We start from the raw sequence: 13455 nt of genomic DNA on the forward strand, positions 1-13455 counted from the left end.
CCACTATTGGGTAGTTACGAATAAAATTTTAGGCAGCCTAATTGTATAAACCTGCTGAACTTGCTGTGAATACACAAGAAAGAACAACAAAGTCGGGATCAGTTCCTGTACAGGTAAATAAAACTCCCGTCGGTTGATTGTTATTTTCCGATAATAATATTTGATGAGTTAATCTCATTCCCCCAGCATCATGGCATGCACTGGATAAGGTGCTAAAAACATTATTGATTGTTTTAATCTCACCTGCATTCTCATAGGCTTCCCCACATTGAGAGGGGCCGCTCGGTTCAGAGAGGGAAGTGAGTGCGTAAATATTTTGACAAATGAACATAGAGAATAAAAATAATCCTTGAAAAATTTTCATAAAGACCTCCTTGTATCCTCCATTTCTATCAATTATAGGTATTAATTTGGAAAATTGAGAACTTTTTAAAAAAGGAAGCCGATTATTTCCGTATTATATTTACTAATACGGAAATAATCTCACATCAGGGGGTTACTAATTGGGAGAATTCTTCTTTTTCTTCTACGAGTTCCTCAATACCGCCGATGTTTAAGCATCTCATATTTTTGAACAGCGTTAAGTCTGTTGATTTCGGAGTGGATAAGGAGAAATTGACCAGGGGTTGTTTTTTTTCACCAGTTAAAGAGATCTTAATGGCATCATTTTCCAACTCAATTGTTGCGTGGGCTATATCTTCCAAATCTACTTTTTGAGCTTTTAAAATTTCGCCTAATGAGTGGTAGCTGCCCAAAGTAGGGACTGCTGTCGTTAAGCTCTTTAAGGTTTCTTGTTTTATCATTTTATGCTGATACCCAAAACCAAACTTAATAAATGTTATCAGTTTATCAACTCCTATTTCCTTACGAAAAATATCGATGTCCTTAATAGAACAGGTATGGGGCTTACAGGCAAAATCAATGTAATACAGTTGATTTGTTCCTTCAATGAAAAAAAAGCAATCTTTATAATTCTTGAGTTCTGTAGGGAGAGTAGAAGGGGCAAAATATAACATATAATCGGTTGTTTGCACCTCATAGGAAAGAATGTCTTGTTTTATCTTGTTCCCTTTTTCTTTGGTGACCGCCCAGGCTATTGAAACAAAAGGCAGAGAGATGAAGGTCATGGCCGCAGCAAAGAGGAGACGAGGAGTATTAAATAGAAAAGTGAGTATGCCTGCAGGAATTAACAAGGGCAATGACGCTCCCCTCAACGCGCTGAGAAGTGACGTAGTGAGGAGGAAGTGAATACCTAAAGTGAAATAATCAAAAATTCCAAAATGAATTTTTTTGAAAGGTTCTTTTTCCCTATAGTTAGGAAATAAATGACCGGAAAATACGAGAAAGGTATCTGCTACTTTTCCCCAAAATGTGGTTCGGTATGTTCTGGCATGGGGATATTGTTTGGTTTCAATAAGATTTTTAAAAGGATTTAAAATATTCATAAGCTTCTTTACATAAGGTGATTGGAGTATATCCCTAGGAGAGTTCCATTTGTAATAACAATCATGAAGGCACCCGCATTCTATCATCGAGGCAAAGAAAAGGCAATTGGGTCATATTTAAAACAAGCTGGTCGTATTTAATGAATTAAAAAGAAAAGTGTGAATTTTTGCAGATGTTCCTAGTTTAGTGGGGTAAAGAATTTTAATCGCTCTTATATAAAAGAGCGATTAATCAAATCACAGTCCCTTAAACTGGCGGAGGAGGGCCCCTTCGACCAAGAACAAGGAAAATAATAAATAAAACGATGAACAGAAAAAAAAGGATTTTTGCAATACCCACTGCTGCTCCTGCAATGCCTCCAAATCCAAGAGCTGCTGCGATAATAGCAATGATAAAGAAAAATAGAGCCCAACCCAACATATTACCCTCCTTAGCAATAACTTCTGCAGACTCATGATGAGTGTTGAATTGAGTATAGACGTTGACAATTAAAAATTAAAATTCAAAGCAAGAAGTAGGTGAGGGAATTCGATGATTTCGGAGGATTGATTAAGGAAAACCTTTAAATTGCATAAGTAAAAAGCAAGCTATAATTGGAGCCATCATACTTAAATTTCTTATTTTTGAGTGATGAGCTTGAGAGTACTTTTTGTGTTTTACGGGTACTCAAAATTATCTGATAAGGAGAAAATTATGAAAAGGATAGTAAAAGCTGCCATTTTAAGCAGCAGTATGTTTTTGATGTTCAATCAGGTAATGGCTGCAGGGAGTGACGCTACCGCATCCCCATCTTCCACTACTTCCACTACTTCCTCTACATCTTCTTCTGCTCAACAAGCAGATATGAATGCAGGTATGTGGATATGTACAACCAACGCAAGCAGTGCGAGTTCTGGTTCACCCGAAGATCAAGCTGATAAGACAATGGCTAATAATGCCGCCAACGGAACTTCAGCATTTGAGTTTGCCCTGAAAAATTGCCGTGACTGTACAAAGATTACTTGTGAACAGCAAACTAAATCTGCACAATAAGAGCATTTTAAATTCGGTGCCTTGCACCGAATTTTTATTCTTTTGGGGAGCTATCACAGCTACTGGGGTACTGTATCCCTTAAGTCGGACAAAACTCCTCATCCTAATTATATTCATGTTACTCTGACAGTGGGTCCCATCAATAAGATTACTCGTTTATTGCATCAAAGAAACTTGATGCGAGTTACAGCATTAATTTTAGAAAGTTTAGGTGTAAGGAGGAAAAAAGAACTTTTTTGTTAGTCTTAAAACCACTATACTTTTTCTGTCTAAAGTTTTGATAAGTAAATTGATTATAGGAATTATTGGATAATGAAAATTAAATCCAGTTGGAAAAATAATTATAAAAAATCGATTAAAAAAATAAAAAATCAAGAAACATTTGCTTATGGCACCCATATTGAAGATATACCTGCTCATCGGCTTCTAATATTGGATGAATATGCTTTTGACGTTGAAGAGTTGAATGCGTTACCTGAACAAAACTTTTTTATTAATATGCATACTCAAAAAGAATTTAGCGAAGGTGCAAAAAAAAATTTGCTATCCCATGAATTATTGAAGGAGAAAGCAGCGATTCATTCTTCCAAAAAACAAGGTTTTCCTCAGACTTTGCTTAAAAGTATCTATTATTTGGGAATTGCTTTGCTTCAAAACTGCGATGAAAAGGAAAACAATGAAGCGCTTAGAAATTTTAGCCGGGAGTTAGCTAACGTATATCCTGACATAAAAAATGAATTTTTGAATTATACCGTTAAAATGAGTCGCTATAATTACCGTGTTAAAGCTGCAATAACTTCAAGCATGCAGGTTAGAAAATTACTCACAGAGTTATCTGAAGGTAAAATAGAGATGCATACTGGTGGAAACTGGTTAATCCAATTAGTACGCAGTCAAAAACCAGATATGGTCAATGAAGTCTATATTTTAAAATTAAAGCAAGAATTTTCTCAAACTGCCTCTTTAGACCCAATTCAAACCATTCCCAGAACTCCAGCTTTTTTTGTTAGTTAAGCTATGGAGCTATGTTATTTTATTCTCAATTCGCTTGTCTGGAATGATCCAAACTATGGCCACAATGACATAAAGGATCTGGGCTACCCATACATAAACGTATGCTAGGGGAATGGCAAATGCATAAAGCAGGATAGAACTGGTTCCCTTAAAGTCATTTCCAATAGCTTGCGCCACCAATGATTCTTTACCTTCATGGGAAATGAGAGTATGTACGAGAATCGAATAGGAAATCGAAGCCATTAAAAGCACTATGCCATAAAATGAAGTAGGCGTGGCAGTAAAGTGATTTTCACCCATCCATCCTGTTGCAAAGGGAAAAAGGGAGATCCAGAATAAAAGGTTTAAATTTGCCCAAAGAACTTTGCCAGAAATACTTTTGGTGACCGTAAACAAATGGTGGTGATTATTCCAGTAAATACCAATATATATGAAACTGAGTACGTAACTTGAAAAAATTGGTATTAGCGGACTGAGACTGGAGAACGTATTACCGTGTGGAATTTTAATCTCCAACACCATAATTGTAATAATAATAGCCAGTACACCATCACTAAATGCCTCTAATCGTGTTGTTTTCATTTTTTTGTCTCAATTGAATCACTACTTCCTATTTCATTATCAAATTGTAGATCAAGAGCTTTAGCTAAGCGAACTTAGCGTAAATATCAAATTAAAGCCGTAACTTGAGTAAGAACATAAGCTATTCATTTCATGGAAGTGTGAGGGATTTTTGCTCTTGAGTTCCCATTTTTATCCTATTTTTTTAAACTCATTTTGTATTAGATCTATTGACGCTGACCGAAAAATATGCAAAATAAATATTTTATTTTCACTTATTCTAAAGATGTAGCGTCTAAGGTATTGTATTATGAGTTCAACTTCTAACCATGCAAAAATTTCATTGTTTAGTGCAACAGCGCTTTCTGCTACTGCCATGGTTGGCTCAGGTTGGCTCTTTAGCGCCCAATTAAACGCTAAGATTGCAGGAAATTACGCTTTTCTTGCATGGATTTTAGCAGCATTACTGGTAATGGCTGTAGGCCTATGCCTTGCTCAAGTGGTCTCAATTTTCCCAGTCCGAGGAGCTACAGCACGTTCCAGTGCATTGTCACACAACAGCATTTTTGGAATGCCTTTTGCGTTTGCAAACTGGTTTGGATTGATGGTAACTATTGGTACAGAGGCCCAGGCAACTACTCAATATTTAGCAGCTACAATCAAAAGCGATACCTTGATGATGGGAAATGTTCTCACTATTTATGGTAAATTGTTTGCATTGGGTATTTTGGTCATTTACTTATTCATTAATTACTTTGGCATCAAATTATTAACGAAGATCAATAACACCATTACGGTTGTAAAAATTCTCAGCCCCATTTTTACCATTATTATCTTCTTGATCATACATTTTGACACGAGCAACTTTAGTCTAGACACTAACACCCAATATGGAATTGGCTCAGCAATCACCGCTATTATCTCGGCTGGATTAATCTATTCTTACAATGGATTCCAGTTGGCAGTTGCTTTCGCTAGCGAGATGGAAAATCCCAAACGGAATATTCCCTTATCCATCATTCTGTCTATTGTTATCGTAATGTGTGTTTATATGCTGCTGCAACTATCATTTATGGGAGCTGTCCCCCATGATATGTTGACAGGAGGCTGGAGCAGCCTTAATTTTCAGTCTCCCTTGATTAATTTAGCGATGCTGATGGGAGTGCACTTTTTAGCGATGCTTTTGATTGCAGACAGTATAGTTAGTCCCTCAGGCACAGGATATTCATATTTAGGCGGTGCTTCCAGGATGTTTTATGCCATGGCCAAAGAAGGACAAATGCCCAGCCGCTCGATTACCAAATTACACCCTAAATACAATCTATGTCGCCGTTCATTACTCATTAATTTTGTCCTCACCGCAATTTTTCTCTGGAATTCTGATAGTTGGGCTTCACTCATGGTGATTGTTACCGGTTATCATTTAATTGGCTATATGGCCGCTCCGATTAGCATGGGTGCAGTAAAACCCAAGACAAAGATATTTGGGCTTATTGTTTTTTGTATCCTTGGTGTGATGATGAGTACTTTGCCAGCTGATGATTTTCTCAAGATGAATCTGTCATTATTAATTTTAATGATCATTTATGGAGGGATACAACTTACACGACGGATGAAAGCAAGTACATTACTCGTGTTATCGACACCTTTTATGACTTACTTATGGTTAATTTATTTTTATCACAATATATATTATATCCTTGTGATATCCGCTTTGTTTTATTTATTAATTACCCATAAAGAATACGTGAGAATGTGTAAGGAAACACAATCAGTCTCCAGCGATGCCGGTATGATTACAAATGTGGCTGTTCGTCAAGGTCAACAAGCATAAGCCTTATCTTGTCTTTTACGAAACCTGGTTTACTTTATTTAATTATCAACGCCTTGAGCTCTTGCAAAAAAAGCTCAAGGCGGTACTTTACTCATGGCTAATTTACCGCTAAAGATTTCAGCCACCGCACGCTCCGCTCAAGGCCTCTGTATACGGAAAATCAATTATTTCGATTTAAGCAATTGATAACAGAATAGTATTTATGAGTTTGCCGAAGTATAGGGAACTCCAAAAAAATATATTCCAGTCGTTAATTAAAACAAAGACATGAGACATCAGTTTATTCTTAATAAAACCTTAAGCTTTTGTGTATAAAATATGAACTCAATAATCAATGATTAGACATTATGCGTGATAACGCCATTAAGGATGCAATGTGAAAAAACTCATGACCTTTTCTCTTTTTATTATTATCGGATTTTACTGCTCGCAATCGAATGCGCAAAAAACAATTAAGCTTAGCCCTAATGAAACGAAACTTCTTTCAAATAATACACTCTGGACACTTAATGCTACATGTGTTGTGCAAAGTAGCCATCAAACAGATAACAAAATCAAAATTAATGTGATTAAAAATAGTGGTGTTGTTAATGGTAAAAAACTTTCCGTGGGCCAGGGAACTCTGATTCATATTAAAAATAACAGCAGTGTTGCAGTAAGTGCAGAAGTAGGTACCCAAATCAACCTCATCAATTTGGGTTCAGAAGAATTACTAGCTGTTTGTTCTACCTAGGTAATTCATTTGAATGAACAAATGACTCAAAAAGTGCTAAAAGCATTTTAACATTAGTACACTAAAACCAGCTCACTCAATTTTTAATTGCCCGATGTTTAATCAAATATTAAAAACAAATCGAAACATATTTAAGGAAAGAGGATTTCTGCTTCGGGCGTAACTATTTATTAATGATTTATTTTGACCTGTCGTTCTCATTGATTTCTTGATGATCTTTATGCTAAGGTTATCAAATGCACAAATATCGTTCGCTAATCCTTTTGTTTCTTATGAGTGCCTTGTTTCTTGCGCCACTCAAATTACCATCTTGCCCAAAACAAAATGTTACTATTCCGGCTGCTGTTTCTGTTGCACTAACCCCTTGCTCCGTGCAGCAAGTTATGAATAACAGCTGTTTTTCTGCCTCTTACTGGATTCAGGATGAATTTCATCTGGGTTCATTATGGAGTGTACGAAGCCTCATTGGCATATTAGCTTTTTTGCTTATTTACTCTAAATATAACTCCCCAATGGACGAAATTTATCGTCCCCCCATTTGATTCCAGCGTTTATTAAAATTCAAATTATTTATTAAGGAATCAAAATGAAAAAACTTATATTGTCATTATTGATGACATTGTTCTCGTTTTCTGTTTTTGCAGAAGGCATTGGTAGTGCAAATCCTGCGGATGCCATGTTGTTTATTCAAAATCATAGTCCTCTTTTTTATTTAACGGCATTTTTTGGACTGGGTGTGCTGTTGGCATTTACACCCTGTGTTTTACCTATGGTTCCTATTCTCTCAAGTATTATTACAGGCCAGGGTGCAAGTAATGGGCGGCAGGCTTTTAAATTATCATTAGGGTATGTGATGGGAATGGCGATTACTTATGCTATTGCCGGAATGCTTGCAGCCTGGTTTGGATCAACCGTTCAGACCCTAATGCAGCAGCCGATGATTATCGGGGGCTTTGCTATTTTATTTACTCTGATGGGATTATGGTTGTTAGGGATTTTCGAATTGAGACTTCCAATGTTTGCTCGGTTTACCCTGGGCAGATCACGCCAACATGGTATTATCTCAGCTACTTTGATGGGATCTTTATCTACATTAGTGGTCTCTCCTTGTGTAACCGCCCCCTTAATTGGCATTTTAACCTACATAGCTCAGAGCAATCATGTAGCTCAAGGTGGTTTATTGCTCTTTGTTTTAGCATTAGGTATGGGGATGCCTTTATTATTTGTAGGAGCTGGATATGGCCGTTTCTTGCCTCACTCTGGGCCGTGGATGATTCGTATCAAACAATTATTTGCAGTAATGATGTTTGCTATGGCTGTCTGGATCCTGAGTCGGGTGCTATCCCGGGTTTGGGTCGATGTCCTTTGGGTTGCTGTCTTGCTGGTCAATGCCTGGGTTTTTGGGGCTTTCCGTAAAGAGCATCATTGGATAGGCCAACTGCTGCAAGGCTTGGCTTTATTATCCATGATGGGAGCCGGTGCCTTGGCTTACCAAGCATTTACTCCTGCTCCTGCAGCGCAAGCCGTAATCCGCACTCCCTTCGTTAAGGTTCATACGCTTGAGGAGGTAAATTTAAAATTGGCTGAAGCCAGAGCAAAAAAACAACGCGTTTTTATTGAGTTTTTTGCTGGCTGGTGCAGTGATTGCCAAGCGATGGATAAGCATGTCTTTAACCAACCGGAAGTCATCAATGCCATGCGGCGCTCATTAAATCTTCGTGTGGATATAAGCGAACGAACAGGCGCAGTAGCCAGAATTCGCCAGGCGTTTCATGTTTATGGTATACCTACTATGATTTTTTATGATAAACAAGGAAATGCCATGACTCATTTAAGTACCGTGGGACAGATATCCAAGGAAAAAACTTTAGAGTTGTTCACACAATTTCAAAAGTAAAAGCGAAGGCAGCTAATAAACCTGAAAAGTAGTGTAGGTTTGGACTCTTAAAATATTATTTAAGTTTTCGTCTCTGAATCAATGGGATTTAGCTTATTAAAATCCCATTGATTAATTAAAATAAAACTGATTTATCGATTCATTTGGAATAGACTTTTTCCAGTTACTGGCTGAGTATAGACTCCGCTAGTGTATTCTTGCCAGTTATCAGCGGGTTTGATAGGACATTTTTTTGAAACCATATGCCATCCTGGCTGATGCTTGTAGCATGAAGCCTGGGTTGTTCCTACAACTGCAATCATACCGATAGCAATCATCAATCCTGCTACTGATGAATTAATCTTCATTTAAAACTCCTTTTCGTTACTCAGATGAAAATACATCAATATGATTATATATTGCTCAATCAAGAGATGCAAATCATCCTGTTTTTCTTATTGGATAAATGAGGTTTTAGTGATTTGCACACGACAGTGTAGTGAATTGGGATAATGGCGCATAAAAGCGCCATTCAGGCTTGTATTGAACAGCATTAAACTATTTTGCTGCCATTCTCAGAACATATATCCTTGCTTGACTTACTTTGCCAGTTGGTTTTTTTCCTAATTACAAGTCCAGAAGCATACAATACAACACCAGTCAAAATTAGTGATAAGGCCCGAATCAGTGTTGGCGTAGATGATGCATCATAAAGTAGTGCCTTACCTGCAGCAAAAAATAATACGATAATGACTGATTTTGCAATAAGCACATCATTTCTTAATGTTGAAACCTGAAGAAGGATTAACACATAGGTAAGCCAAGATGCAGATACGGCCAAAGTTCCATATTCAGTAGTAATCTGATAAAGGCTCATTATTGCAAGAAGATGGGCGGCTGCGAGTAGAACATAACAATATTCTTCCTTATCGCCCAACTCCTTGCGATTTTGAATTAAAAAGTGCCAAATGCTGGCAAAGGATACCCAGGCAACAGCAGACCATGATAATTCTCTTCCGCTAAGCAAGTGGCTTAACATACTGATGTATTCAATACCTAAAATGGCAGAAAGGGCTACAAAAGGTATTAAAAAGGGTATGCTCCATTGAATTGAGCTAAGTCGGGCCCGAAATAAGGTATATCCTGAAACAATCAGTGGAAAAAGCCAGGGTCTTAAGCTTAAAGGCAAAAGTCCAAGATAGATCGAATGAAAGCATACAAGTGTTACAAAGGTTAAAATTACATTTCTACTATTGAAGCGACGTCCTGGAGACCATCTTTTCGCAGAATTATATAAACTTACTAAAAGGGCAGCTGCAGCTAATGAAGCACATGAGGCGAAAGTTTGATCGATACAACTAAGAAAATAATATTCCATTGCATAAAAGATAAGCAGCACTGGGAAAAGGCTCCAGGATTCCTTTTCAGTAAGTTGCTGTTTGGTGATTTGTGTATGAAATAAGGTACCAATGGAATAGATCAAAAAATTAATGGCCAGAACCGCAGCAATCAATACATCTTGATGAATTTTTAATCCAATTATTGCTGTTATGGAGATTGCTAAATATGCTGAAATCAATGTTAGGGTGCGAGACTCCACCCAAATCGCCAGAGTCGCGAAATTCAACGAACAAATAGTAAAATAATACAAGGAAAAAATGGCATTATTTTCAACCCCTGCAACAATGGGAGCAATGTAGGCACCCAATGCAGCTATAATCGCATAAATATCATGCTTAAAACGCAAATAAAACCAAATTGAAATTCCCGAGACAACCGTGGTAATAGCAATCACCGTTTGAAAGGAAATAAGAAGGTAATATTGAAAGGCTGCAAAACCGGTAAAATAAAGTACTGTAGCCCCGGCGGCGGGTAGAAAACAGGCATACATTCTATCCGCATTTGAAATAACAAGGCCGCCGGTAAATAAGGCCATTCCAAACAGGGTGGCTACACCCAGTTGTTTTTCATGAGTTAGCCATCCGGATACAATAGATAATTTCACAATGAAACAAGCAGTCAAAATAAAGCAAACAGCAGCAACAAATCCTAACCAATTTCCTGACATCGGTTTTTGAATAGACTTTTGCCTGGTATTACTTTTTTTTTCTTGAGTTGATTTAGAATGTTTTATGGGGAAAACACTGTTAATAATTTTTTCAACTGTGGACACGCGAGTTTCCAGTGCCTGTAAGCTTTTTTCAACATTAACTGATTTCAACGATATATCCTGCACATTAAAAACTTGATCAATTTTACTACACTTAGCTTATTTATTTCGAGCATTTTTTACATTTTTTCGGGAAAATTCTCTATTTTAATAAAATGCCGGAAATTTTTGGGGTATAAAATAACAGATACTGCATTATAAAAAAAATTAAAAATCACCTAAACTTCCAGTTCTTACTGATGAAAAAGAAAATTTAGATAATAAAATAAAGCTTGATATGTGCTTCATTTTTTACCATGAACCGTTCAAATTTATCAGGATATACCCCTGTTAAGAAATCGGTTAACCCGTAAGAAAAAGATTCCTCTTCAAGAAAGATTTTTTTCCCCTGGTTAACAAAGGGCAGCAACAGTAAGTCACCCAAATATTTGATATGCACAATAAAGTCTACTTGATCATAACTTAATCTAACATCAACAGCGTCCTCTGCTAAATGAGTACGGCGAAGATGTTGTACAACTTCACCAGTGGTGAGCGCAATGCGATCCATTATTGTGGTGTTGATACTCCAGTTTTTACCATTTTGATAGATAAAGTAGTTCAGTTCGTCTTTGGATAAGTCTTTTTCTTTTTCAAAAGTAATCACTGCATCTTTACGAATGCCCAGTCGAAAAATTAGATGCAGCACAAGAGCAACAAATACGGAAAGGGAAAGCGATGTACTCGCAATGGATTGTAGGGCATGAGGCAGGGAAGCATAAAATTTAGGGTAAATTTCTTTACTGAGCCCAAATAAAAGAGCAAAACCAATAACATAAGTCATTCTGGCATCTATATTTCTGGAGGTCATAACCTGAAATCCGCCAACAATCATAAAACTTGCGGTAAACATTAATGCAGGACCCACTACAGATAGAGGAATAATCAATAAAATAGAAACGAATTTGGGACATAAAGATAAAATGAGTAAAATAATGCTTGTTGTAAAAGCAATATAACGGCTTGTTGCTCCCGCGGCGCTCGAAATACCCACTAAACTAGGACCAGTACTGATCCCAGGAATTCCAAATAATCCTGCAATAACCGAACCCACTCCATCGGCAAAGACACCACTTTTAATCGATTTCAAATCCGGATTTTTCCAGTTGGGATCATTAATTTTCTGGCAGGTGGTAATAACCCCGATTGTGCGGAGGGCTGCTGCAATGCTGGCTATAAAAAAAGGTAAAATGAGTGCTGGTGAAAATTGATAGGAAACAAATGAGAAATTAGGTAAAGCGAAATAAGGGATGGTTTTAAGTAGGGCAATTTTTTCAGGATTAATGGCTCCCAATAAAAAAGCGACGATAAATCCAGAAACTAAACCTATGAAAGAGCATATAAGCTTTATAATTCCTCGCCACCATATACTCAGTCCAATCATCGTGGATAAGGTAAACAAACCAATAAAAAAATGGATGTCGAAGTGATGGGTTCCTACTTTTGCAACCCCTAGAAATTGCCTGAGCCCTTCAAGACCTAATTCAATCCCAACAATCACGATAATGAACCCTGAAATCCCTGGGGGAAATATTACTCGCAAATGATATAACAGTCGGGAAAAAAGAATTTCTAACAAACCAGCAAATACAGTCATTCCCAATACTAAAGGTAATCCTCCCAACTCTGCGGCTAATAAAGAGGCTTTGAAATAAATAGCGGATACCACCGGCGCTGCTAAAAACCCTGATCCAAAGGGTGGTTTTAAAGCTTGTAAGGTAGTAGCCATTGCAAGGGCAATCATACCTACTCTGACAGCATCTACAGCAATCTCATCTGTAAGCTTCGAAGTTCTTACTACAATAATAATTAGAACCAAATAGACTGACATTAACAAAGTATGTTGCAGTCCAAGTAAAATCAATTTTAGCAAAGGGGGTTTGTCATTTACCCCATAAATCAGTTCATTACCGTCCATAGAAAACGCCTACTTGGAATAATAAGCCAAAAGCATTAACTTATCACAAGAGCAAACAAAAATCGTCAAAGAGTTGTCTTCCTCTTATTCAGGAATATGAGAAGGGGTCTTGTGATTTTTGCTAAATAATAGTATATGAAGTGAGCTTAAGTTCCTTAAAATTAAAGACTTGCTATTCAACACTCCTTTAAAAGGATACCTTTGAAATCCTTAAGAGGAAGAATCTGTAATACAAAGGAAGCTGCAGATGCACAATCCCAATCAACAAAATCAAAATCCTTTTGATAAACTTGCCAGTGAAATGGTTTTAGAAATTTTTAATACGTGTAATAAAAATCAGAGGTCTATTCTTACACCCAAAGATATGACTTCTGTCGCATTAAGTTGCAAACGTTTTAATTCACTGAGCGGAAATGCCAATTGTATTTTTTCCCCTCATAAATATAAAAAGGTAAGAAAGAAGGCCTCGGATTATCACGCTTATAAAGAAAAAAAAATAAATCAATTACGAAATGAACAAAAATTGCAACATGAAAAAAATGCCTCATTTTTTTGGAATAAAACTATTAGAAACGTTGTTGCTTGCGGCATGGGTGTACTCTTGGCATCAATTTTGGCATTTAAATTGGACATGTATTACAGTAATTTTCTCCTAACCTCATTCTTTTTCTCATTAATAGCTCTGCTTGTTAAAGAATTTCTTGAAGATTATTCAAAAGGACCTTTGGACAGGTCCAGAGTGAGGAAGATTCCTCACCAGTTTTTTGAGGACGAAATAGCATTTCAGGAAGTTTCTTTGAACTTATAATCGCTCACCCCTTTTGACGGTGAG

At 37.0% G+C, this 13455-nt stretch carries 14 protein-coding genes; 7 read left to right on the plus strand and 7 right to left on the minus strand.

Features of this window, described 5'->3' with window-relative positions; genetic code table 11:
• Positions 1 to 37: 37 nt before the first annotated feature.
• The 3 genes from KYQ_RS03560 to KYQ_RS18820 all read right to left on the minus strand — a co-directional run bounded on the left by KYQ_RS03560 (position 38) and on the right by KYQ_RS18820 (position 1866).
• The gene (locus tag KYQ_RS03560; protein ID WP_010653936.1) at positions 38 to 364 is read right to left on the minus strand and encodes a hypothetical protein; all 327 of its coding nucleotides are present in this window, start codon (positions 362 to 364) and stop codon (positions 38 to 40) included.
• Between the two features lie 124 nt (positions 365 to 488).
• Entirely contained in the window at positions 489 to 1445 is a 957-nt protein-coding gene (locus KYQ_RS03565; protein ID WP_019349653.1) for a hypothetical protein, read from the minus strand.
• 247 nt (positions 1446 to 1692) lie between these two features.
• Positions 1693 to 1866 carry a DUF1328 domain-containing protein gene (locus KYQ_RS18820; protein ID WP_010653934.1) on the minus strand — a complete coding sequence of 58 codons (174 nt, stop codon included), beginning with the start codon at positions 1864 to 1866 and terminating at the stop codon, positions 1693 to 1695.
• 273 nt (positions 1867 to 2139) lie between these two features.
• Here KYQ_RS18820 and KYQ_RS03575 point away from each other — a divergent pair, with 273 nt between their 5' ends.
• On the plus strand, positions 2140 to 2478 hold the full coding sequence (locus KYQ_RS03575; RefSeq protein WP_010653933.1) for a hypothetical protein: 339 nt from the start codon (positions 2140 to 2142) through the stop codon (positions 2476 to 2478).
• Positions 2479 to 2790: 312 nt separating this feature from the next.
• Positions 2791 to 3492, plus strand: a complete 702-nt coding sequence (locus KYQ_RS03580; RefSeq protein WP_019349654.1) for a hypothetical protein — start codon at positions 2791 to 2793, stop codon at positions 3490 to 3492.
• A gap of 9 nt (positions 3493 to 3501) precedes the next feature.
• On the opposite strand, the gene KYQ_RS03585 is transcribed toward KYQ_RS03580, so the two are convergent.
• The gene (locus KYQ_RS03585; RefSeq protein ID WP_010653931.1) at positions 3502 to 4074 is read right to left on the minus strand and encodes a TMEM175 family protein; all 573 of its coding nucleotides are present in this window, start codon (positions 4072 to 4074) and stop codon (positions 3502 to 3504) included.
• A gap of 289 nt (positions 4075 to 4363) precedes the next feature.
• Between KYQ_RS03585 and KYQ_RS03590 the strand changes: the two genes are divergently transcribed.
• From KYQ_RS03590 to KYQ_RS03605, 4 genes are all read left to right on the plus strand, one after another.
• Positions 4364 to 5887, plus strand: a complete 1524-nt coding sequence (locus KYQ_RS03590; protein WP_010653930.1) for an APC family permease — start codon at positions 4364 to 4366, stop codon at positions 5885 to 5887.
• Positions 5888 to 6275: 388 nt separating this feature from the next.
• Positions 6276 to 6620, plus strand: coding sequence for a hypothetical protein (locus KYQ_RS03595; protein ID WP_010653929.1), 345 nt, complete (start codon positions 6276 to 6278; stop codon positions 6618 to 6620).
• A gap of 236 nt (positions 6621 to 6856) precedes the next feature.
• Positions 6857 to 7162, plus strand: coding sequence for a hypothetical protein (locus tag KYQ_RS03600; RefSeq protein WP_010653928.1), 306 nt, complete (start codon positions 6857 to 6859; stop codon positions 7160 to 7162).
• Positions 7163 to 7206: 44 nt separating this feature from the next.
• Positions 7207 to 8517, plus strand: coding sequence for a protein-disulfide reductase DsbD family protein (locus KYQ_RS03605; RefSeq protein ID WP_010653927.1), 1311 nt, complete (start codon positions 7207 to 7209; stop codon positions 8515 to 8517).
• A gap of 131 nt (positions 8518 to 8648) precedes the next feature.
• Here the strand turns inward: KYQ_RS03605 and KYQ_RS03610 are convergent, their stop codons facing one another.
• The 3 genes from KYQ_RS03610 to KYQ_RS03625 form a co-directional block, all read right to left on the minus strand.
• Entirely contained in the window at positions 8649 to 8864 is a 216-nt protein-coding gene (locus tag KYQ_RS03610; RefSeq protein ID WP_010653926.1) for a hypothetical protein, read from the minus strand.
• A gap of 185 nt (positions 8865 to 9049) precedes the next feature.
• On the minus strand, positions 9050 to 10717 hold the full coding sequence (locus KYQ_RS03615; RefSeq protein WP_019349656.1) for a DUF2339 domain-containing protein: 1668 nt from the start codon (positions 10715 to 10717) through the stop codon (positions 9050 to 9052).
• Positions 10718 to 10919: 202 nt separating this feature from the next.
• Positions 10920 to 12623, minus strand: a complete 1704-nt coding sequence (locus KYQ_RS03625) for a uracil-xanthine permease family protein (RefSeq protein WP_019349658.1) — start codon at positions 12621 to 12623, stop codon at positions 10920 to 10922.
• A gap of 247 nt (positions 12624 to 12870) precedes the next feature.
• Between KYQ_RS03625 and KYQ_RS03630 the strand changes: the two genes are divergently transcribed.
• The gene (locus tag KYQ_RS03630; RefSeq protein ID WP_010653923.1) at positions 12871 to 13431 is read left to right on the plus strand and encodes a hypothetical protein; all 561 of its coding nucleotides are present in this window, start codon (positions 12871 to 12873) and stop codon (positions 13429 to 13431) included.
• Positions 13432 to 13455 lie beyond the last annotated feature (24 nt).

It is taken from the genome of Fluoribacter dumoffii NY 23, from assembly GCF_000236165.1.
Taxonomy (GTDB): domain Bacteria; phylum Pseudomonadota; class Gammaproteobacteria; order Legionellales; family Legionellaceae; genus Legionella; species Legionella dumoffii.